Annotated in this window: 18 protein-coding genes, 2 pseudogenes and 1 riboswitch; of the genes and pseudogenes, 13 read left to right on the top strand and 7 right to left on the bottom strand. The window is 35.2% G+C overall.

All coding sequences use genetic code 11. From position 1 onward, the window contains the following. The first annotated feature begins 613 nt into the window (after positions 1 to 613). From rbsK to PLX19_RS20395, 4 genes are all read left to right on the top strand, one after another. On the top strand, positions 614 to 1513 hold the full coding sequence (gene rbsK, locus PLX19_RS20410; protein ID WP_272190650.1) for a ribokinase: 900 nt from the start codon (positions 614 to 616) through the stop codon (positions 1511 to 1513). 129 nt (positions 1514 to 1642) lie between these two features. After that, a complete protein-coding gene (locus PLX19_RS26280; protein ID WP_442869074.1) occupies positions 1643 to 1822 on the top strand; it encodes a hypothetical protein in 180 nt (59 codons plus the stop codon). Between the two features lie 182 nt (positions 1823 to 2004). Continuing rightward, complete coding sequence (fsa, locus tag PLX19_RS20400; protein ID WP_272190649.1) at positions 2005 to 2655, top strand: fructose-6-phosphate aldolase; 651 nt, start codon at positions 2005 to 2007, stop codon at positions 2653 to 2655. Between the two features lie 1043 nt (positions 2656 to 3698). Next, positions 3699 to 3917, top strand: a complete 219-nt coding sequence (locus PLX19_RS20395; protein ID WP_272190648.1) for a helix-turn-helix domain-containing protein — start codon at positions 3699 to 3701, stop codon at positions 3915 to 3917. Positions 3918 to 3975: 58 nt separating this feature from the next. Here PLX19_RS20395 and PLX19_RS20390 read toward each other — a convergent pair whose 3' ends face one another. The 3 genes and pseudogenes from PLX19_RS20390 to PLX19_RS20380 form a co-directional block, all read right to left on the bottom strand. Then, positions 3976 to 5130: an MFS transporter gene (locus PLX19_RS20390; RefSeq protein ID WP_272190647.1), complete on the bottom strand. Its 1155-nt coding sequence runs from the start codon at positions 5128 to 5130 to the stop codon at positions 3976 to 3978. Positions 5131 to 5507: 377 nt separating this feature from the next. After that, a pseudogene (locus tag PLX19_RS20385) lies at positions 5508 to 5885 on the bottom strand (CAP domain-containing protein); the annotation flags it as partial. Between the two features lie 1499 nt (positions 5886 to 7384). Next, complete coding sequence (locus PLX19_RS20380; RefSeq protein ID WP_272190646.1) at positions 7385 to 7924, bottom strand: DUF3967 domain-containing protein; 540 nt, start codon at positions 7922 to 7924, stop codon at positions 7385 to 7387. A 259-nt stretch (positions 7925 to 8183) separates the two neighbouring features. On the opposite strand from PLX19_RS20380, the gene PLX19_RS20375 reads away from it, so the two are divergent. The 4 genes from PLX19_RS20375 (at position 8184) to PLX19_RS20360 (ending at position 12007) form a co-directional block, all read left to right on the top strand. After that, positions 8184 to 9032, top strand: a complete 849-nt coding sequence (locus PLX19_RS20375) for a phospholipase C (protein WP_272190645.1) — start codon at positions 8184 to 8186, stop codon at positions 9030 to 9032. A 155-nt stretch (positions 9033 to 9187) separates the two neighbouring features. After that, positions 9188 to 10360, top strand: a complete 1173-nt coding sequence (locus PLX19_RS20370) for an amino acid deaminase/aldolase (RefSeq protein WP_272190644.1) — start codon at positions 9188 to 9190, stop codon at positions 10358 to 10360. Beyond that, positions 10348 to 11664, top strand: coding sequence for a D-arabinono-1,4-lactone oxidase (locus tag PLX19_RS20365; RefSeq protein WP_272190643.1), 1317 nt, complete (start codon positions 10348 to 10350; stop codon positions 11662 to 11664). Before PLX19_RS20370 ends, PLX19_RS20365 begins: the two co-directional genes overlap by 13 nt. Positions 11665 to 11800: 136 nt before the next feature. Then, positions 11801 to 12007, top strand: coding sequence for a hypothetical protein (locus tag PLX19_RS20360; RefSeq protein ID WP_272190725.1), 207 nt, complete (start codon positions 11801 to 11803; stop codon positions 12005 to 12007). Positions 12008 to 12054: 47 nt separating this feature from the next. Here PLX19_RS20360 and PLX19_RS20355 read toward each other — a convergent pair whose 3' ends face one another. Both PLX19_RS20355 and PLX19_RS26275 read right to left on the bottom strand, forming a co-directional pair. After that, entirely contained in the window at positions 12055 to 12351 is a 297-nt protein-coding gene (locus PLX19_RS20355) for an antibiotic biosynthesis monooxygenase (RefSeq protein ID WP_272190641.1), read from the bottom strand. A gap of 70 nt (positions 12352 to 12421) precedes the next feature. After that, a riboswitch (cyclic di-AMP (ydaO/yuaA leader) is annotated at positions 12422 to 12562 on the bottom strand. 122 nt (positions 12563 to 12684) lie between these two features. Beyond that, positions 12685 to 13215 (bottom strand): annotated as a pseudogene (locus tag PLX19_RS26275) (methyl-accepting chemotaxis protein); the annotation flags it as partial. Between the two features lie 803 nt (positions 13216 to 14018). On the opposite strand from PLX19_RS26275, the gene PLX19_RS20345 reads away from it, so the two are divergent. The 5 genes from PLX19_RS20345 to PLX19_RS20325 all read left to right on the top strand — a co-directional run bounded on the left by PLX19_RS20345 (position 14019) and on the right by PLX19_RS20325 (position 18304). Beyond that, positions 14019 to 15173: a 3D domain-containing protein gene (locus tag PLX19_RS20345; protein WP_272190639.1), complete on the top strand. Its 1155-nt coding sequence runs from the start codon at positions 14019 to 14021 to the stop codon at positions 15171 to 15173. Between the two features lie 100 nt (positions 15174 to 15273). After that, positions 15274 to 15501, top strand: a complete 228-nt coding sequence (locus PLX19_RS20340; RefSeq protein WP_272190638.1) for a helix-turn-helix transcriptional regulator — start codon at positions 15274 to 15276, stop codon at positions 15499 to 15501. Then, a complete protein-coding gene (locus PLX19_RS20335) occupies positions 15494 to 15967 on the top strand; it encodes a DUF2178 domain-containing protein (RefSeq protein WP_272190637.1) in 474 nt (157 codons plus the stop codon). Before PLX19_RS20340 ends, PLX19_RS20335 begins: the two co-directional genes overlap by 8 nt. Before the next feature lie 143 nt (positions 15968 to 16110). Beyond that, on the top strand, positions 16111 to 17547 hold the full coding sequence (locus PLX19_RS20330) for a YncE family protein (RefSeq protein ID WP_272190636.1): 1437 nt from the start codon (positions 16111 to 16113) through the stop codon (positions 17545 to 17547). A gap of 124 nt (positions 17548 to 17671) precedes the next feature. Continuing rightward, positions 17672 to 18304: a class A sortase gene (locus PLX19_RS20325; protein WP_272190635.1), complete on the top strand. Its 633-nt coding sequence runs from the start codon at positions 17672 to 17674 to the stop codon at positions 18302 to 18304. A 110-nt stretch (positions 18305 to 18414) separates the two neighbouring features. Here the strand turns inward: PLX19_RS20325 and PLX19_RS20320 are convergent, their stop codons facing one another. Both PLX19_RS20320 and PLX19_RS20315 read right to left on the bottom strand, forming a co-directional pair. Continuing rightward, positions 18415 to 19800: a peptide MFS transporter gene (locus PLX19_RS20320; RefSeq protein WP_272190634.1), complete on the bottom strand. Its 1386-nt coding sequence runs from the start codon at positions 19798 to 19800 to the stop codon at positions 18415 to 18417. A 177-nt stretch (positions 19801 to 19977) separates the two neighbouring features. Beyond that, entirely contained in the window at positions 19978 to 21561 is a 1584-nt protein-coding gene (locus PLX19_RS20315) for a DNA-binding protein (protein ID WP_272190633.1), read from the bottom strand. Between the last annotated feature and the right edge of the window lie 301 nt (positions 21562 to 21862).

Here is a 21862-nt window from a genome sequence, read left to right as displayed (position 1 = left end):
GGATTTTCATGAATACGTTATATTATTTGCGTAAACGGTTACATATGATGGAAAGGGAAAAGAATGTATACGATAAAAGACTTCGCTAAACTAGTAAGTGTATCTATGGCTATGTGCATGAAGATACGCTGCAGAGCAAAGTACAGGACATGTTCTCTATAGAATAAGAGTCATCGTTTAATCGAGTTAATCGTTCATCCATTCTTTCCAGAGGTAGCCCAGACGGTAGAAGGTGTAGCTCATATACAAGGATGTACAGTTGTGCTATGTGATCCTGATAGGGATTTAGAAAAAGAAAAAGTACAGTGATGTACTTATGCAAAATAATGTTGCTGGTTTTATCTCGCTATTCGTGGGCTGTAATACTCCCGCCTCAAAATTCAGCAAAATCATTGTCCAATTCCAGTGGCTAGAATGTTCGGTGGGAGGCCCGATTGGTGAGGGCTAATAATCAGTGGGGGATGAAAAAAACAACTGATTAAAGTTTCACTTTATTGCTGCATCAAGTCCGCAAACATAATTAGATGAATTAAAAAGTGCCGGTTATAGCATTTAATCCTATCGTAGCAGAGAATGATCGGATTGCATTCGGTACAGTAAGGAGGGGAAGAGATTGCCAAATATTGTAGTCGTTGGCAGTATTTCCGTAGATTTAGTTGCTATCTCAAAAAAACGCCCGAAAGCTGGTGAAACAGTAATTGGGGAAGCATTTCATACTGTTCCAGGTGGAAAAGGTGCAAACCAAGCTGTGGCTGCAGTACGTTTAGGTGCAAATGTTGCGATGGTTGGAGCAATTGGAAATGATAATTACGGAAAACTTGTTCGAAAAAATTTAGAGAATGAACATATTTTTAATGAATATGTGGAAGCGGTTACGCATGAAACAACAGGAGTTGCCCATATCGTATTGGCTGAAGAAGATAATAGTATCATTGTTGTACAAGGTGCAAATCGTTCTGTAAATGAACAACTTGTAAATCGTGCAAAAGATCTTCTTACGAAAGCAGATATGGTTGTTTTGCAGCTAGAAATTCCACTTAAAACAGTAAAGTATGTACTACATATTTGTGAAGAACATCAAATTCCAGTTATTTTAAATCCAGCTCCAGCGCAAAAATTGCCTAAGGAAGTGTTACAAAAAGCAACGTATATTACACCAAATGAGCATGAATGTCGAATTGTTCTAGATGACTTTACATCACCAATAGAATTATTACTTGAGAAATATCCTAATAAACTGTTGATGACTGAAGGTAGAAACGGTGTTCGATTCCATAATGGGAAAGAAGTTGTTCATGTACCAAGCATTTCTGTTGAAGTGGTCGATACGACAGGAGCTGGAGATACATTTAACGGTGCATTAGCCGTTGCGATTGCAGAAGGAGAAGAATTACAACAAGCGATTTGTTTTGCAAACATTGCAGCTGGGATTTCTGTAACAAAATTAGGAGCCCAAGGTGGTATGCCATCAAGAGATAAATTACGAGAAGTGCAGATGATTGTAGGATGGTGAAGTTTTAATTAGTGTATATTGAATTGTCAAATGCAGTTAAAATTATGACTTTTAGCGTAAATTTAACTTAGAGGTATTGACTTATCAGTAGGTTCTATTTTAGCATTATGACGTACACTTATTGTTGGCATGGATTTATTCTTTGCAATGGGAGTAGGATTACTTGCTGTCCTTATAATCGGAATTGTAAACGGTCTCATCATTGAGGAAGGAAAAGTAGTACCTTTTATCGAAAATGATGTTTTAGGGGTTTTTACATTCATTTTTATGGACAGACGTCTGACAACTCATCTTTCGTTATTGCTTTGATATTTTTGTTAAATGAATAGTAGTGGATGAACAAAATCTCGTTTAACAAGCAATACAACGGATTCCAATGCAGTTACATCGGTAGTAAGTGTGGCAAAGAAAAAAGTAAAAATTATTTTGGTTGAATTAGACCGTATTAAGAAAAGATAAACACATACTTACATTCAGAAAGGAAGAAAAACATGAAATTTTTTATTGATACAGCAAACATTGACGAAATTAAAGAGGCAAACGACCTTGGCGTATTAGCAGGTGTGACAACAAATCCATCTCTTGTTGCAAAAGAAGAAGGCGTAGATTTTCATGAGCGTATTCGTGAAATTTGTAGCGTTGTAGAAGGACCTGTAAGTGCAGAGGTTATTAGCCTAGAAGCAGATAAAATGATTGAAGAAGGAAAAGAATTAGCGAAGATTGCACCAAACGTTGTTGTGAAAGTGCCAATGACGACAGAAGGCTTAAAAGCAGTAAAAGCGTTCACTGATTTAGGAATTCGTACAAACGTAACATTAGTATTCTCAGCAGTACAAGCATTACTTGCAGCACGTGCTGGTGCAACGTATGTATCTCCATTTTTAGGTCGCTTAGATGATATCGGTCATAACGGTATGGACTTAATTCGTCAAATCGCTGATATCTTCGCGATTCATGGTATTCCAACAGAAATCATTGCAGCATCTGTACGTCACTCTGTTCACGTAACAGACGCAGCGTTAAACGGTGCACATATCGCAACAATCCCAGCAAATGTTATCGCTTCATTAGTGAAACATCCATTAACAGATCAAGGAATTGAGAAATTCTTAGCAGACTGGGAAAAAACACAAGGAAAATAATATATAAAAAGTGGTTCAACGGATACGTTGAACCGCTTTTTTGTAAGTGCCACTCATATATCAGTAATTTTTAGAATATATCGACACTTCGACAATGTTCAACATTCAGGATACACTAGAGGAGGCTGACAAAGGTCTAGTTTTTTATTTGGAATTAACGAAAAAACAAACAGGAGGTTCATACATTAGTAATTCTTTGAATATGATAAATATCCGTAAAAATAAATATTTGAATTCAAGGAAAAATAGAAAAGATATGAAGGAGGGAAGAAAACACCGTTTCGAGTTTTTCGGCATTTGCAGTAACGATATTATTAAGTTGTACATGTATGTCGAAAAATTAAAATGGATGTATAGTTTGGTATAAATATCTAAATATTTTATCGAGTTGTGCAGAGAGAAAAAATATTTCCGGGGGAATTGTCGAAAGTTATTCTATTTTTTATTTAGATTCTGTTTATGAACAGCAACAACAGTTACCGCTGTCAGAGAAGTGATTATCTCAATATGCTTTTTAAAATGAAAAACTTGGAACAAAACCTAGAAAGATATGGGGTGTTAAATATAGAATAGAAGTTAGAAGGTGTTCATTTCAACTTTTGGGGAAATATTGATGTAAAAACGTTTTTGATAGATTTTAAGATTCTAGGTTTTAAAATTGAACTTAACCGATTTCACATCAAATAAAGCCTACTAGTGTATCATATGACTTGTCTCAAAAGTCTTATCGCCGTTAAATTCTTTGTTTTTAATACTACAAACAGATTAACGTTGTAAGTCTGTGTTTTTGGCCCGCTTACCATTGACTCTTAACAATTATTCCTCTTCTTCCAATAATCGATTTGCCATATCCTCTAATCTTGTATGAAACCCTCTTTCATAATCTATATAACTCACCTTCCTAATTGTTAATTATTAAAAATAGAAGATCACAATAAAAAGGTCTGCAACAGATCGTTGCAGACCCTTTTACTGTGATGCTACGATTTATTTCTTACTATTTAATATTAGAATACATTAAATTAATTACAGGAGGTACAAACATGAATATCGGAGAGAAGATAAAACATTTAAGGTTAATAAATAAAATGACGCAAGAAGATGTAGCCAACCAATTATTTCTTTCAAGACAAGTTATATCTAAATGTGAACTAGGAAAAAGTCTTCCGGATTTAACTAATTTATTGGCCTTAAGCAAATTATTTAAGGGATTCATTGCTCCAAAAAACAAAAAAATTCGATCTCTTCATAGTCAACTATGAAGAGATCGAATTTTCGTTTCGGGGATACTCCAAAATATTAACTTGGTGGCGATAGGAGCTATCCCATCATTGTCTTCTTTAATCTTCCTCGCACATAAATTATTGAAGCAAAGGTAAACAAGAAAGCTGTTCCAATTACAAAGCTTACGCTCGGCGAGGCGCCGATTGCTCCAATTGTAAATGAACCGGCAACAACTCCTAATGAGAAGAATGCATAAAATAATCCAAATGCTTTTCCGCGATTGTCTTCTGTTGTATTTTCAACAAGTAAGGCATTAATAGAAGGAAAAAGAACAGCAAATCCAATTCCGTAAATCATCATGACAATAAAAAGCATGCCCTTTGATGTAAATATACCAAGTAATGAAAGTGAAAATGCCATCACTGCAATACCGATAACCATCATTTTTTGACGGTTGAAGAGATCGTATATACGATTTGTTGGTAGTAAGAAGAAAAGGATGGCAGTAATTCCAAAGACACTAAGCATCATTCCTGTTGTTGATGTTTTTAGTCCTAATGCTTCTATTTTTACCGGCAACATATATGTGACAATTCCTTGTGAAAACATTAAGGTGAAGGCACCGATATATGCTTGTAATAATGGTTCGAATTTTAATAATTCAAGCAGATCTTCTTTGTTCAGCATTTGTATTCGTGACGATTTTGTTCTTGTTATATGATTTGGCAGCAAGAAAAGTGAAATCATTGTACCAAGTATCATTAAGATGGAAATTGTAATGAAGACCCAGTGTATACCAGCTTTCGCTTTCATAATCCCACTGAAAGCAGGACCAATGATAGCGGCTGTTCCAACAGCTGCACCAGATAAAGCCATTGCTTTTCCCTGTTTTTTAGATTTTGTCTGTTTGGATAAGAAAGTGAAAGCAGCTGGTATTAAGAAGCCATCACTAAATCCGTGCAGAAAACGAACGACAATCAGTTGTTCTCCGCTTTGAACAAAGATATACAATAAAACTATAAGACTTGTAATGCTCATGCTAATATAAAGAACCTTTTTTGCCCCATATTTATCAACAGATGCACCTGCAATAATATTGCCAATCATATTAGCAAACGAGTACATTCCAACGACAAGACCAATAATAAGAGGAGTTCCTCCAAGGTTTTGTGCGTATGTACTCATAATTGGTAACTGTGAAAATGTATCGAAAAATGCGATAATAACAATAAAATAAATAAAGTATTTCAATCCTTTCACCTCTCTTGTGCTATTATGACATAATGATAATTTTCTCCGCAATGAAATTGATTGGTATGTTTGGAAATTTACGCATTGGATTATAGGAGGGAAAAGGTATTAGAAGGTAGTAAAAAATAGATTTTTGCATGTCGATTTTTTGATTTTAATTTACATAATATGTAAGAAAATTTTCTTAGGGATTAATTACAAATTGTAGGTGGAGAATATTTGCCGCTTACAATAATAAAACAGAAGCCATTCGTAAAAATGACTTCTGTCGTTTAAAACTTTTTGTGGAATACCATCATCAAACGGTGGAATTCGTTTCATAATTTAAATCCAAAAAAGTTTCTTGCTAAAAACTCGAGTTTATCAACAATTTTTATTTATTTTTTGATAAATTGTTGCGTCCAAATATTATCCTGTTCCACATAGCCAACACCTATATAAGTAAAATTACCATTTAAAATATTTGCACGGTGTCCCGGACTGTGCATCCAAGCGTCCATAACTATTTCTGGTGTTGATTGCCCTTTAGCAATATTTTCACCTGCTGCGGAATAAGAAATACCAAAACGTGTCATCATGTCAAATGGCGAATTATAAACTGGACTAGTATGATCAAAATAATTATTTTTCAACATATCCTCTGATTTTATACGTGCTACTTTACTAAGCTCTGTATCTATCTGTAATGGAGGTAAGCCCGCTTTCGCTCGTTCTACATTAACTAGCTCAGCAACACGCTTTTCAAACGCATTTAGTACATGACTTTTATTCTCTTGTTTTTTAGCTTCTTCTTGTTTTTTAGCTTCTTCTTGCTTTCTAGCTTCTTCTTGCTTTCTAGCTTGTTCTTGCTTTCTAGCTTCTTCCTGCTTTCTAGCTTCTTCCTGCTTTCTAGCTTCTTCCTGCTTTCTAGCTTGTTCTTGCTTTCTAGCTTCTTCCTGCTTTCTAGCTTCTTCCTGCTTTCTAGCTTCTTCCTGCTTTCTAGCTTGTTCTTGCTTTCTAGCTTCTTCCTGCTTTCTAGCTTCTTCCTGCTTTCTAGCTTCTTCCTGCTTTCTAGCTTGTTCTTGCTTTCTAGCTTCTTCCTGCTTTCTAGCTTCTTCCTGCTTTCTAGCTTCTTCCTGCTTTCTAGCTTCTTCTTGCTGTTTAGCGTCGTTCTGCTTATCAGCGTCGTTCTGCTTATCGGCGTCGTTCTGCTTATCAGCGTCGTTCTGCTTATCGGCGTCGTTCTGCTTATCAGCTTCTTCCTGCTTTCTAGCTTCTTCCAGCTTTTCGGCTTGCAGCTTTTCGGCTTCCAGCTTTTCGGCTTCCCACTTTCTGGCTTCCAGCTTTTCGACTTCCAGCTTTTCGGCTTGCAGTTTTTCGGCTTTCAACTTTTCGGCTTGCAGCTTTTCGGCTTTCAACTTTTCGGCTGCCCACTTTTCGGCTTCCCGCTTTTCAGCTTCCAGCTTTTCGGCTTCCCGCTTTTCAGCTTCCCGCTTTTTGGCTTTCAACTTTTCAGCTTCCAGCTTTTCGGCTTCCCGCTTTTCAGCTTCCCGCTTTTCAGCTTCCCGCTTTTCAGCTTCCCGCTTTTCGGCTTCTCGCTTTTCAGTTTCCAGCTTATTAGCTTCGTCTAGCTTTTCTTTTTCCTGTGCCTCACTAACTTGTGCTGGTTGTATTGAATTATTCATGTTGTCTAAATTGCGATTGTCGTCCGTTTGTTCTAGCTTAACGTTCTGTACTTCGGTATAAAAAACTTCTTCTGAATCGCTATCGTCCTCATTTTGAGGTGAATCACTAGAGTAATCTGTCTCAATTGATTGTTTCGGAATATTACTTTCATTTTCTGAATTTGGAGGATTTTCATTTTGTGATTGGTTAGAAATACTATTTTTAACGTCTACTTTAGAAGAATCACTCTTACTTGATTTTTCAGAATCTTTATTCTCATGTACATCCGCTACATCATCATGAGACTTTTTCGAACTTGTTTTCTTGTTTTGACAACTAACGCATAGGAATACTGCAACCAACACAAAAGTTAGCAAGAATATTAAGCGTTTTTGTTGTTTATTTACTGTCATAAACTACTCCCAACACTCAAATTTGAGCTTTCCTTTTTGTGCACAATATTTACCATAATAAAATCGTCAAAAAAAGTCTAGCATTTTCAAAAAGAAAGGAAAACTTACGGGATTCCACGAAAAATAAAGTGAAACTTTAATCAGTGGAGGTCATGCTGCCTGCGAATTAAGAAATAAATATGTATATAAATGTAATTTCAATTCTTTTCAAAAAAGAAAACTTTCCACCAAGGCTTTTTCTTTGATTTTGCTATTTCTCTTTTTACATTTTGCATCTCTCTAAGTAACTGTGTTAATGTACGATCTCTTTCTTCTATTGCGATATGCTCTTTTTGTTTTAAATGTTCATTTAATTTTTGGTGTAGCTGACTTATTTCTTTACTTTGCTCTTGAATCACCTTTATAAGATTTTGATGAACATTATTTTCTTTTTCAAAATGTTTATGTAGTTCTAATAATAGAGAGTCCTCATTACATGCACTGCCCTTGACTACCATTGCCGTAGAGTTGCTACAAAATTTGTTTAAAATCTCTTTAATTTCTTCTTTATTCTTTCCTTTTTTATAGCATTGTCTAATCTCTTGTAGTGTAGAAATACATGTTTCATGAAATATATAAACTCCGTCTTCGTTACGCATATTTAAATATGACTGATAATCCTCTACATAGCGCTTTGCCGTTTGAATAGGTATAGATGTATCTCGAGCAATTTCTCGAAGTGTAAACCATTTCTCCATGCCTTCTCACCTTTTCAATTAATTTATTACATCAGATAAAAATAGATTATATCATTTATTTATAATGTTAGTAATAAACTAATGAGGGTTTTGCAAGGACCTCTATAAATCTAAAAAACGGGATATGAACATTTACATATTTCGTTTTAATGATAGAAAGTGATTAGAAAATAAGATATCCTTATTATAGGTTAACCGAATATAACTAGAAGATTTTACTTTATGTTAGGACTAAATATAGAATGAGAGGATTTTTTTTATGAAAAAGAAAGTATTGGCATTAGCTGCTATGGTTACTTTGGCTGCACCGGTTCAAAGTGTAGCGTTTGCACACACAAATGATTGTGGGAAAGAGGCACCAATTTTAAGATGGTCTGCTGAGGATAGACATAAAGAAGGTGTTAATTCTCATTTGTGGATTGTAAATCGCGCGATCGATATCATGTCTCGTAATAATACAATTGTAAAACCAAATGAAACTGCTTTATTAAATGAGTGGCGTAACGAATTAGAAAACGGGATTTATTCTGCTGATTATGAGAATCCTTATTATGATAATAGTACATTTGCTTCTCATTTTTATGATCCAGATACACAGAAAACATACATCCCTCTTGCAAAACAGGCAAAAGAAACGGGATCGAAATATTTTAAACTTGCTGGTGAAGCATACCAAAACAAAGATATGAAACAAGCATTCTTCTATTTAGGATTATCTCTTCATTATTTAGGAGATGTAAATCAGCCAATGCACGCAGCAAACTTTACGAATCTTTCTTATCCAATGGGTTTCCACTCCAAATATGAAAATTTTGTTGATACAATTAAAGATAACTATAAAGTTGCAGATGGTAACGGATATTGGAATTGGAAGGGAACAAACCCAGAAGAGTGGATTCACGGAGCGGCGGCAGCAGCTAAACAAGATTATCCAGGTATTGTGAATGATTCAACAAAAAATGGGTTTGTAAAAGCAGCTACATCGCAAGAATATGCAAATAAATGGCGGGCAGAAGTGACGCCAGCGACAGGGAAACGCTTAACGGAAGCACAGCGCGTTACAGCTGGTTATATTCATTTATGGTTTGATACATATGTAAATCGTTAATAAACTTATACGTATGCAAATTATTATCCAGTATAAGCCATAATCTCTTTGAAAAAAGTTTCTTCGATAAGAAGGAACTTTTTTTCTGTTGAAGAGGAAAATTTAACTTTCTTTCCAAATATATATAAGAAATATATAGAAGGGGAGGGCGAGATGTGGATCGTAGAACGTTTCAAGGACTTTCAATGCCATGTGCATTTCTTAATGAAGATGCATTAGAGAGAAATATTCAATCTATTATTCAGCTTCATAAAGGAAAACGGGTTCGGATTGCGAGCAAATCATTACGTTCTGTTTCAGTGATGAAGAAAATTTTACAATCACATTCTTGTTTTCAAGGAATTATGTGTTACTCACCAATGGAAGTTCTGTTTTTAATTGAACAGGGATTTGATGATTTATTGCTTGGATATCCGGTTTGGGATGAAGAGGCTTTGAAGAAAATAAGTATACTTACAAAACAAGGACACAAGATTACTTGCATGGTAGATTGCGAAGAGCACATTCTGTATTTGGAGCATATTGCATTACAAGTAGAAGGAACGTTTCGTATTTGTTTTGATATTGATATGAGCAGTCGTTTTTTTGGCTTTCATTTTGGAGTAAAACGGTCTCCTTTACGTATTGCAGAACAAGTATTACAAGTAGCTGATCGAGTTTTACAATCAGCTTGTTTGAAAATAGATGGTGTTATGGGCTATGAAGCACAGATAGCAGGTGTAGGGGATAATGTACCAAAACAAAACTTCCAAAATAAAGTGCTTTCTTATTTAAAAAGACGGTCAGTAAGGGAAGTTGCAAACAGACGAGGGTCCATTGTACAAGCATTAGGGCAAAAAGGAATTTCACTACGTTTTGTAAATGGAGGAGGAACAGGGAGTATAAAGACAACTGTTCAAGATGAATCTGTTACAGAAATTACGGTTGGTTCAGCTTTTTATTCTCCGCTACTTTTTGATTATTACAAAGACATTGCATTTGAGCCAGCAGTTGGATTTGTATTACCAATTGTCCGTCAGCCAGAACCTCATGTTTATACCTGTTTAGGTGGAGGATATATTGCATCGGGAATGACCGGAAAGGATAAGCAACCGCAGCCGTATATGCCAAGCGATGCAAAATTACTTTCATTAGAAGGAGCAGGTGAAGTACAAACACCTGTTTACTATAAAGGAACAGAACAATTAAAAATTGGGGAGGGGATTGTGTTTCGGCATAGTAAAGCAGGGGAGTTATGTGAAAGATTTTCTTCTTTATATCGTATTTCTGGTGATGAAGTAGTAGGGAAGTATCGAACATATCGGGGGGATGGGCAATGCTTTCTATAAGGGGCCGGCAGTGGCGAAATTGGACAGGGAATGTACAAGGAGTGCCTCAGTATACGATGTATCCGAAAAGTATTGAAGAGGTTGCTGAGGCTGTAAAATTTGCAAAAGAAGCTGGAAAGCGTATTCGTGTGGTTGGATCGGGTCATTCGTTTACACGACTTGTTCAAACAGAAGAGATTTTAATTTCTTTAGATGAATTACAAGGGATTAGCAAGATTGATTCACAAACATTAATCGTAGAAGTATGGGCAGGTACAAAGCTGTCTCAGCTAGGTAAAATATTACAAGAGAATGGATATGCACAAGAGAATTTAGGGGATATTGATGCGCAGTCTATCGCTGGGGCGATTAGTACAGGAACGCATGGAACGGGGATTTCATTGGGGAATTTAGCAACACAAGTTGTGGAAGTAACAGCTGTTCTTGCATCAGGAGAAGTGATCACGTGTTCCGAAAAAGAATATCCACAATATTGGAAGGGATTTCAATTGTCGCTTGGTATGCTAGGTATTATTGTGAAAGTTAAGTTAAAAGTCATTCCAGCATATTCTCTTGCTTATGAAAGTAAAAAAGAATCATTTGCTACCGTTATGAGTAAATTGGAAGAATATAAGAAGAATCGTCATTTTGAGTTTTTTATCTTTCCATATTCTGAAGATGTTCAAGTAAAAATTACAAACGTAACGGAAGAAGTTGGAGGAGAACTTAAGTGGCATAAATTCAAAACAGCTTTAATAGAAAATATGGCTTTTTCATTGTTATCAGAGAGCTGTCGCTTTTTTCCTTCCATAAGTAAAAGTGTTAGCCAATTATCGGCAAAGGGAGTACCAAATACCAAAATCATAGGTCCAAGTTATAAGGTGTTTGCAACTGCTCGTAATGTCCGTTTCTATGAGATGGAATATAGTATTCCATCAGGATCTATGAAAGAAGCCGTAGAGGAAATTTATAATCTCATTCACGAAAAAAAATTTCAAGTACATTTTCCTATTGAATGTCGCTATGCAAAAGGAGATGATATTTGGCTTAGTCCGTCATATGGAAGAGATTCTGCTTATATTGCGGTTCATGTGTACAAAGGGATGCAGTACACTCCTTATTTTCAAGCAGTAGAACGGATTTTTCAAAAGTATGAAGGACGTCCGCATTGGGGAAAAATGCATACAATGACATACGATACGTTGCAACAAGTATATCCAAAATTGCATCATTTTTTAGAGGTGAGACAAACAATAGATCCAACAGCAATGTTTTTAAATTCATATTTGGCGGAAATGTTTTTGTTTAATGAAAGAATAAAGTGATACTTCCATAAGAACTATAGTTACTTTATTTAATGTTTAGAATAATATTGAATTCCATTTTAAACAGCTTATAATTTAAATATGGCATTAGAGTAATTTTAAGAATTGATTCGGGATAAGGGGGAGGTCGCAAATGATGAAATATGAGATGTTTTTAGTAAATGGAGAGTATGTAACAACGTTTACTAGTGCATGGCAATTTAAAGAAGGAGAACAAATCTTTTTTAAAGATGAGAAAGACTTAGAAAAACGTAATTTTAGCATCGTGAATATAACACATGATGTATTTCAAAAAAACGAACATGTTATTCATTTATACTGCCAAGAAAAGAAAGTATATTGATGTTGAAAAGCATGGAAGCTATATTGCTTCCATGCTTTTTTGTTAGCTTACTGATGTAGTTGAGCTGCATTGGACTTGGAAGAAATGATATACGGTTGAATTTGCTGCTGCCACGTAATTGCAGTAGATTTCTTTTTATAGATGATCCATTCCCGATAATCCTCTTGCGTTTTCCATAATGTGCGAATGAAGAATTCGGTATGATCTTTACCATGTTTTGAGTAGGAAATTTCTATATTAATAAAACCTAGCGTATTAGGAGATGGGTAATATTGTTGTAATGCTGTCAGTACTTCTTTTTCACAATTTCTTTTTATATAAAGCATGTTTGTCACAATGAACATAACAGATCCCTCTTTTTTTTAGTAGTAAAGTAATAAGGTAAGTATCGTTTTTCTTCAGTCATAACATAAGAAATCCCTCCGGTTATGCTTACGAAGTTAGCTGTCGAGTTCGTGCCTTGAAGGTTATCCTACTGTTAAAGATTCGCCCCTAGTAAGTCGTTGCTTACAATAATGGTTTCTCCGTTCCATATGGATTCAGCAAAAAGTATTTATATAAAATATAATACTATTCAGAAAAAACAGAGTAAACATAAGGAAGACGACAATTTTTTACAAAAAACAAATATAGAGATGGAATGATAAAAGCCTGAACCTATCGGTTCAGGCTTTTTATTATTTTTTTGTTCCAGTTAGTGCTTCTAGACTGCTAGATAATTTTGTATCTACTTTTTGCGCATCATTGATATGTTTTACCATCGTATCATTTACTTGTTGGAACATGTGTTGTGTTTTTGTAAATTCACGTAATACGCCTTCGTTACAATGTTTTTGCTGTTCGATTGATTCAATAACATTTGTAGCGCCTGTTTGTAATGTTTGTACCATCGTTAAGATTTTTTCAATTCTTGCATTTGTATCTGCGCTTACTTCGACACCTTCATCTACAAGGTGAAGATTATCTTTTGTATTTTCATATGCTTTTTCAATTTCTTCTTGAATTTTCTTTGTTAAATCTCCGATGTTTTTTGTACTTTCAGCAGTGCTTTCAGCAAGCTTTCGAACTTCATTGGCAACGACTGCAAATCCTTTTCCATGTTCACCAGCACGAGCAGCTTCAATACTTGCATTTAAAGCAAGTAAGTTCGTTTGAGCAGCGATATTTTGAATCACTTCCACAATTTGTTCAATTTCTTTTGAACGCTCACTTAAATGATTCATACTATTAGACGTACGTTGTGATTGCTCACCTAATTTGTTAATAACAGTAAGCAAGCCGTGAACGGAATCTTTTCCTTCATTTGAGCACGTTACAATTTCTCCAATGGCTTGAATAAGTCCTTGTTCTTTTTGAAGCATATCATTGTTCAGCTCGTTGGAACGGTTTGTACTTATCGTTACGTTGTTAAAACAGTCACTTAACTGTTGAATTAGATCTTGTAGCGTATGATGCTGGCGATTGACTTCTTCATGTTCACTGACAATAGCTAATACGTTTCCATGTAACGAAGTGATAACCTTTTTGTGTTCTTGTTCTTTCTCATGTAATTGATGTTCTAATTCCTGTACTTGATTTTGTAATTGAGCAATTTCTTTTTCTAGTGATTTGCTTTTTGTAAACATAGTCTTCTCTCCAAGCTTCTATAATTTTCTTTTCATAATAGGGAGTGAAATCTTTAAAATTTCATTTTATCTCGCTACTTGCGGTCGTGGTAAAATATCCCAAAATTCAGACAAATAAAAAGGATAAGTAGAAAACTGGTTATAAGAGCCCGATTTGTTCAATAAAGAATAAGGAAACTCTCCACTTCGAAATTTTTCACTTTATATTGAAATTGTAGCATTATTTTTAAATATATCTATATAAAAATTTAAAAATATTAAATTAATTTATTACAATTTTTCTATGATTCGTTATATTTTGTCATGAAAAATAAACTGTATTTAATGCGTTTGTAAACAAACTGTAAAACAAATCATGTATAAATGTAAGAGAAGGGAGTCGGATTATGAACTATTTTAAGCGCATCAGTAGTCTCGTATTAGCTGGATTTATTTGTTTCACTAGTACAGTTGCTGTAAAAGCTGAGTCAAACGACGAGAAATTAAACAACATGCAGCAGCAATTGCAAAATAACAATAATGACATGCAGCAAAAAGAACAAGAGAAACAAGCTGTAATGAAAGACATTGAAGGAATTCAAAAGGAATTAACGGACTTAAATAATACAATTACAAAAAATAAAGAAGAACAAGATGCAATTCAGCGTAAAATTGATGAAACGCATAAACAAATTGAGCAAAAAATGAAAGAGATTATTGATTTAGAAAACAAAGTACTTATGCGTAAAGATATTATGAAAAAACGTATAGTCTCTGTTCAAGATAGCTCAAATGTAAGTTTAGTAGTAGAAGTAATTGTAGATTCAAAAAACATTGCAGATTTCCTGCAACGTATGACTGCAGTTTCTACGATTATGGATGCAGATAAAGAGATTATTCGTTTACAAGAACAAGATCTTCGTCAAATTGAAGCTGATAAGAAGGTAATTGATGAAAAAGAAAAGTCTTTAGAAGGCGATAAACAAAAATTAGCAAAAGTACAAGCTGATTTACAGGATAACTTAAAGAAACGTCAAGATAATCTACAAGCTGTACAAGCAAAATATAATCAAATTTCTAGCCAGCTTACACTTGCTGCGCAAGAAAAAGCGAAGATTGAAGCAGATATGAAGGGTGTACAAGATGCAATTGCTCGTGAACAACAAGCAGCTGCAGAGCGTGAAAAAAATGCAAAAGCTGCGCAAGCACCACAATCGAGTGAACCACCTTCAGAAAAACCTACTAAAGGTGGCCGTGACATTATTGTAGAGGCTACAGCTTACACAAATGATCCAGCTGAAAATGGAAAACAGCCAGGTGAACATGTATATTCTGCTTGGGGACACTATGATTTAACTTCAAACCCAAATATGAAGTTAATTGCCGTTGATCCAAAGGTTATTCCATTAGGCTCACGCGTATGGGTCCAAGGATATGGAGAAGCTATTGCTGCAGATACTGGTGGTGCAATCCAAGGATATAAAATTGATGTTTTCGTTCCAGATAAAGGGACTTCTAGTGCTTGGGGAAGAAAACAAGTTCGTGTTGTCATTTTAGACTAAAGTAAAAATCTACTTTGCAAAAGCAAAGTAGATTTTTTTATGATTAAATGTTAAGTTGGATTTACATTTTGTAAAGTTTAGCATACAATAACGGTAAGAGGTGGTAAAATTGACCATTTACAATCGAGTAAAAGAACTACGAGCCCGTTTTCATTTTTCGCAAAGTGTATTGGCTGAAAAGGTGGGGGTAACGAGACAAACGATCGCTGCTATTGAAAAGGGGGATTATGTACCATCATTATTATTAGCGCTCATGATTTGTGATGTATTTTGTTTGCAGATGGAAGAGGTATTTGTATTACAAAAGGAGGAGATAGCAAATGAATAGAATTGGTCTTTCTTATGTAATAAATATAGGTATACTTGTTATAGCAGGTTGGGGGTTTGTTGAGTGTTTTCATCTCATGACGGAACTTGCAAACATCATCAGTACTGAAAAGCAGACGTGGTATGTGACGATGAATATAACGCCAATCGCATTAATGCTGATTGTAGCAATAGTGACACCCATTGCTTACAAAGTGCAAAAAAAGAAATATAAGAAATTATCATTTTGGATATTTCCGTCATTATTTCCAAGTGAAGATGAGAGAGAAGAAATATTGACGGCGAAAGCGTGTCGCACAACATTTCTTTCATTATGTTTTATTATCCCTTGTGCAGCTGCCACGTTAGTTTTTTATCCACTATTTAATCGAAACATCCCAGAATATCCGCTATATGTATTACTTCTTGTTTTATTAATCCAAACTACAATATTTCATATTTCTTTATATCGTAACAAGGTTGTGTAAAAGGTGTGCGAAAGAGCACATCTTTTTTGGGGGAATATAGGGGATTTTTCTGTGTTTTTACAAAACTTTAATACAAGGCTATAGGGAGAGTTTACAAATCCTTTTTACAATAGAAGAAGTATTGAAATTGGGGGGATTAGAGAATGAGAAAGGTTTTGCTCTGTGGAGGAATTATAGCGAGTGTATTATGGACAGGCAATCATGTAAACGCAGAAGAAATCAATCAAGAAACGAAACAATTTGCCAATAAAATAGAAAGTTTACAAAAAGGGAGTATTTCAAATCCAACATTTCGTGGGAAAATAGAGGAAATGGTAAATAATTTTATTAGTAATAAGCATAAGAATACAAAAATAGAAAGAACGGCTATTTTTTCAATGCCAAGCAAAAAAGCAGAAATCGCGGTATCTTCACCAGATGGTAAGACGTTAGTTGTAACAGAAGCAGACTTAGGACAAATTAGCATTCTTTCAATTGAAAATTTACAAGACATTCAATTGAAAGGGACAGTGAGTTTGAAAGGATTTCATTCCGAAGCAGAGGTAACGAGTACAACAGTTACACCAGATGGTAAGTATGCACTCGTTGCTTTTCGTACCGGGGATAACTTGTATAATGCGCATAGAGGAAAGATAGCAGTTATAGAGTTAGCATCCAAAAATATTGTGAAAATATACGAGGTGGGTGTAGGTCCAGATTCTATTGCTTTATCAAAAGATGGGACAAACCTTGTTGTTTGTAATGAGGATGAAGAAGGAGATCCAAATGACGAAAATGAAGTCAATATGAAAAAAACAAAGCGACCGGGTACAATTTCTATCATCACGTTCCCTAATGGAGATGTATTGAAAGGAATTCACCATGAGCTATCAATTGATATAAGTCAGATTGGAAATGGAACAGTGTACAAGCATGACCCGCAGCCAGAATATGTAGCGATTAGTCCAAATGGAGAAAAAGCAGCTGTTACATTACAGGAAAACAATGCAGTTGCTATTGTTAATTTGCAAGGACAAAACATTGAAACGATATTTGGCCTTGGAACAACAAAGCATAAAGCAGATTTGCAAAATGATGGTGTTGTTTCTTTTCAAGATGAAATGATTGCAAGACCAGAACCAGATGGTATAACGTGGGATCCATCGGGGCGTTTTGTAATTACTGCTAATGAAGGAGACCTAGGGAAAAATGAATTTAAAGATGGTGTGAAATCAGGTGGACGCAATATATCTGTATGGAGTCAAAATGGTTCGCTTGTATACGATAGTATGAATCTTACTGATGAAAAATTGGCAGCTAAAGGCTTATATTTAGATAGTCGTAGTAATAGCCGAGGTAGTGAAGTGGAAAATGTTGCGACAGGAATAATACAAGAAAGTCCAATTATGGCTGTTGCTGCTGAAAGGGCAAATGCAATACTCTTTTTTGATATAACAATCCCGATGTTCCCTGTTTATATTGGTCTTGTTCCTTCAGGGGGCAAAGCACCAGAAGGGATTCATAAGATTAGCAACCGTAATATATTTGTAAGTGCAGATGAAGCAGATGGAACATTAAGCTTTTATTGTTTGCAGAAATGATAATCATGGCACTTCCTAATAAGGAGTGCCATTTCTTTTGTCTTGTACATGTTACTTGTATATCTAGCATTCTTACTTTATCATTTTATATAAGAGGAATTTTGTAAAGGAAAGGAATTGGAGCATGAATAAGAAAAAGATTTATAGTATACTGGCACTTCTATTATTTATTGTAGGCGGCGTTTTAATTGCAAAACCATTTTACGATGGTTACAAAGCGGGAAAGATGCAAGACGAAAACGTACAAGCTATTAAGAAAATAAAGTATGAAAAACAAGAAACGAAATTTGTTGATGCTTCTAAAATAAATCAACCGGATTTAGCTGATGTGGCAAATGCTTCATTAGATAAAAAACAAGTGATTGGACGTATGTCGATTCCGAGTATTGGATTAGAACTTCCAATTTTAAATAGTTCAACTGAGAAAAATTTATTATCAGGTGCAGCAACAGTAAAAGAGAAACAAGAGATGGGAAAAGGAAATTATGCGTTAGCAGGACATAACATGTCGAAAAAAGGTGTGTTATTTAGCGACATTTCGAAATTAAAAAAGAATGATAAAGTATATGTATATGATAGTGAAAATGAATATGAGTATGCGGTAGAGCAAGTAACACAAGTTACGCCAGATAAATGGGAAGTCGTTGAAGATCACGGGAAAAATGAAGTAACCCTGATTACATGTACGTCTGTACTTGATAATTCAAAGCGATACGTAGTATCTGGGAACTTGGTGCAAACGAAAAAAATTAAATAATAAAAAAAGAAATTCCACCTTCGTCGAGGGGGAATTTCTTTTTTCTATAAGCAAGCGATAGAAGAAGGAGAAAATGCTTAAAAAAGATGAGGGATTATCCCTCATCTTTTTTAGTCCATCCACTTTACTAATTTTTTTGAAATTAATAGTAAGATACAGCCTAAGAAAATAGCGACAGCTCCAATAACAGCAAATACTTCTGAATATCCTAATGAAGTTGTAAAGTTTGCTAACTGTCCACCTAAAATATTAGCAACACCTGTACTTGCTAACCAAACGCCCATTAATAAAGATGCAAGTTTGACAGGAGCAAGTGCACTTACCATTGATAGTCCGACCGGAGATAAGAATAATTCCCCTAATGTATGGAACAGGTAAGTAAAGACGATAAAGAGCAGGTTTGCTTTTTCAGTAATTTGTTGTTCATTACTTCCTGTTTTTAACGTAGCAACAACAAGAACCATATAACCAATTCCGAGTAAGATCATACCGAGACCCATTTTTGTTGGGATTTTTAAATCACCGCGTTTTGTAGTAGCAAGCTTTGTCCAAAGTGTAGAAACAACAGGTGCTAATAAAATAATGAATAATGGGTTTACAGATTGAAACCAAGATGTTGGAATTTCCCAACCAAATATAGAGCGGTCTACAAAGCTATTTGTATATAAGGTTAAAGAACTACCGGCTTGTTCAAATCCAGCCCAGAAGAAAACAACAAAACACGTTAAAATGACAATAACAGCTGTATGTTGTTTTTCTTTTTTTGTTAATGGTGTATTGCCAGCTGTTTTGTTGCCTGTTCCTGTTTGTAAAGCCGCTGTTGGTTTTTTACCAATATCACCAAGAAAACGATTTGATAATGTTGTAAATAAAATTTGTCCGACAATCATCCCGATAGACGCAGCTAAAAATCCATAGCGGAAACCGTAATGCATAACGCCATCTACTGTTGTTTTAAACAAATCTTCTGATAAATATCCGCAAACGAGTGGAGCAAGGAATGAACCGACGTTAATTCCCATATAAAAAATTGTAAAGGCACCATCACGGCGTGGATCATTTTCTTTATATAATTCTCCGACAAGAGTAGAAATATTTGGTTTGAAGAAACCGTTCCCGATAATAATGAGCGCTAATCCGAGGTATAGTCCTAATTGGCTTTGCAGTGCAAATAACGTAAGGTTACCAATTGCAATTGTTATACCGCCAAGTGTAATCGCTAATCGTCTACCAAGATAACGATCTGTTAAAAATCCACCAATTAATGGAGTGAAGTAACAAGCGCCTGTATAAAAGCCATAAATCGTAAGTGCCCAGCTCTTACTAAAACCAAGGCCACCGTTTATTAAAGCTGTTGTTAAATATAATGTTAATAATCCTCGTAATCCGTAATAGCTAAATCGTTCCCACATTTCTGTGAAAAAGAGTAAGTACAAACCTGGAGGATGTTTCTTTTTTTGCTGTTGTTTCTCATCAAACTGTAGTGCAGCATCCATATGTGATTTCTCCTAACTTAAAAAACAAAGTTAATAGTTTTATATGTTTAATAGTTTATCTTATTAAATTTTCTGAGTCAACAAAGGTCACTTTTTTGTAAAAAATTATTCTTATATAGTGATAGGGGGGGAGTTATGTACAAAAGAAATCCCCTTTCTATTGAAAGGGGATTTCTTTTATCGAATAGCAGATGTTCCAATTACAACTGTTTTATTTTCTTTTACAGTCGTATTTTGACGAAGGCGTAATGTAGCTTGTCCTACTGTATTAGGAGCGATTTGTACATTCACGACTTTTTCAGCGACACCTAGGCTATTTGTCGTAAAGGAAAATGAATTACTATAACCGTAAGAAGAAGGCCAAGTACCATTTTCGTTTTGAACTTTTGCTACTTGTGTACCACCACTTGTATAAATACCTAGGGAGTAATTATTGTAAGTCGTGTTTGGTAATAAATGATTTGCCTGTATTTTTATTTGAAATACACCGCTGTTTGGAAGAATACTAGGGTGAATAAAGTTATAATCATTCGTTGAGACGTTTCCATCATCATTATTATTGTTGTTATTATAGCCATATCCGTAAGAACCAGGTTTAAATGTACTTGAATTAAACCATTGGTACCCTTGGTTAGGAGCGCCCCATGGTTCTGGTTGCGGCTCAGTTGATGCACTTGGTTGTTCAAATGTTTTTAATGGTGTTGGTTTGTCTAATTGTAATCCGTTTACTTGGTCTAAGCTCGTATATGTTTCTTTTGTAGAGAGCCATTTTACGATATTTGTTAATAAAGTAGCATCGCTTTCTTCTTTATATCCATCATATGTTTTTTTAGGCTGTCCCGTATCTTCACGAACATATTTTGGCGTTGCATCTTCAACTGGCGAAGAGTCACCGATAAAGGCTGCTTTTCCTAAACCAACTTTTGCAACTGCGACGTAAGGGCCTTCAGCGATGCCACCGCCGTTATATACACCACTATCAACAGCGTTATTCCACTTAGGTAAACTTTCTGGTAAATAGACAATCCCTTTTGCTAACTTAGGATTTACAATTGCAATTGTGGATCCTGCATGCATGGCAACAGATGAAACACCTGTAGTAATTCCAAATGATTGATCAGGCGCTACAATTTTATTTGTAGAAACATCACCAATTGCATTATAGCGAAAGCGTACGCCGAAATTGTCTGCTAGCCAATCAGAACTTTCTACACCTTGCATAGCTTGTGAAGATGCCTCTTCAGAAGACATTCCTTTTGCTGGATTTTCCCACGCCCCGCGGCGATACCCGTTGAAAACTTCTGAGGAATCCCAGCGATTTTTATTACGGTCAGCATTATAATGATCGGCTATAAAAAAGATACTGCCGCCATTTTTTACATATTGCAGCATCGCGTCTTGTTCGGATTTTTTATAAGGAATGTTTGCTTCTGGAACGATGAACGCATTGTAATCTTTTAAATCATCATATGTAATAGGTGTTGATTTGCGTAGTTCTTTTACAAAGTAGCCTTTGTTTGCAACGCCGTTTCCAAAATCAGAAAATCCCCCGTCAATAACCCAATCAGCTGTTCCTGCTGTTTGGGCATGTGTATTATCAAATAATACCTTTTTTCCAGCATTTTCGTTCACAATTTTTGCAGTAATTTGCGGAGCTGGATCTACAGCGCTTTCAGCAAAAGTCGTCGAACTAAATATGGTAGCCATACTTAAAGTCATTCCTGTTGCGAGTGTGAGTTTCAGCCATTTTTGTTTCTTCATAAATAATCCCCCTAAAGTAAGTTAAGTAAGAGTGCGATTTGTTCAACTAACTATCAAATGCCCCTACGGATAAAAGTGCCCCTGTATTACTTTAACGGAATATAACGGAAGAAAAAAGGGGGATTTTATAAATTTTTGTAAATTTAAGGTGAATTTTGTTGAGAAATATTTTTTATGCTGCGATAGAGGAGAAAAAATCCCTTCCTCATATGAGGAAGGGATTACAGGCTGTGGAGAAAGTATTCTCCGCAGCCTGTTTTTGTGTCTGAACCTCTTTTTATCTGTCAACACTGATAAAAAA

The organism is Bacillus sp. BP-3 (assembly GCF_028401955.1).
GTDB lineage: Bacteria > Bacillota > Bacilli > Bacillales > Bacillaceae_G > Bacillus_A.
This window is presented reverse-complemented; position numbering and strand designations above follow the sequence as displayed.

What these genes read in the sequence shown, in the direction of transcription:
- PLX19_RS20325 (WP_272190635.1), top strand. Translation starts at nt 17,672, where the DNA reads ATGAATAAGAAAAAGATTTATAGTATACTGGCACTTCTATTATTTATT.
- PLX19_RS20395 (WP_272190648.1), top strand. Translation starts at nt 3,699, where the DNA reads ATGAATATCGGAGAGAAGATAAAACATTTAAGGTTAATAAATAAAATG.
- PLX19_RS20355 (WP_272190641.1), bottom strand. Translation starts at nt 12,351, where the DNA reads ATGTTCATTGTGACAAACATGCTTTATATAAAAAGAAATTGTGAAAAA.
- fsa (WP_272190649.1), top strand. Translation starts at nt 2,005, where the DNA reads ATGAAATTTTTTATTGATACAGCAAACATTGACGAAATTAAAGAGGCA.
- PLX19_RS20345 (WP_272190639.1), top strand. Translation starts at nt 14,019, where the DNA reads ATGAACTATTTTAAGCGCATCAGTAGTCTCGTATTAGCTGGATTTATT.
- PLX19_RS20375 (WP_272190645.1), top strand. Translation starts at nt 8,184, where the DNA reads ATGAAAAAGAAAGTATTGGCATTAGCTGCTATGGTTACTTTGGCTGCA.
- PLX19_RS20315 (WP_272190633.1), bottom strand. Translation starts at nt 21,561, where the DNA reads ATGAAGAAACAAAAATGGCTGAAACTCACACTCGCAACAGGAATGACT.
- PLX19_RS20365 (WP_272190643.1), top strand. Translation starts at nt 10,348, where the DNA reads ATGCTTTCTATAAGGGGCCGGCAGTGGCGAAATTGGACAGGGAATGTA.
- PLX19_RS20335 (WP_272190637.1), top strand. Translation starts at nt 15,494, where the DNA reads ATGAATAGAATTGGTCTTTCTTATGTAATAAATATAGGTATACTTGTT.
- PLX19_RS20320 (WP_272190634.1), bottom strand. Translation starts at nt 19,800, where the DNA reads ATGGATGCTGCACTACAGTTTGATGAGAAACAACAGCAAAAAAAGAAA.
- PLX19_RS26280 (WP_442869074.1), top strand. Translation starts at nt 1,643, where the DNA reads ATGGATTTATTCTTTGCAATGGGAGTAGGATTACTTGCTGTCCTTATA.
- PLX19_RS20330 (WP_272190636.1), top strand. Translation starts at nt 16,111, where the DNA reads ATGAGAAAGGTTTTGCTCTGTGGAGGAATTATAGCGAGTGTATTATGG.
- PLX19_RS20380 (WP_272190646.1), bottom strand. Translation starts at nt 7,924, where the DNA reads ATGGAGAAATGGTTTACACTTCGAGAAATTGCTCGAGATACATCTATA.
- PLX19_RS20360 (WP_272190725.1), top strand. Translation starts at nt 11,801, where the DNA reads ATGAAATATGAGATGTTTTTAGTAAATGGAGAGTATGTAACAACGTTT.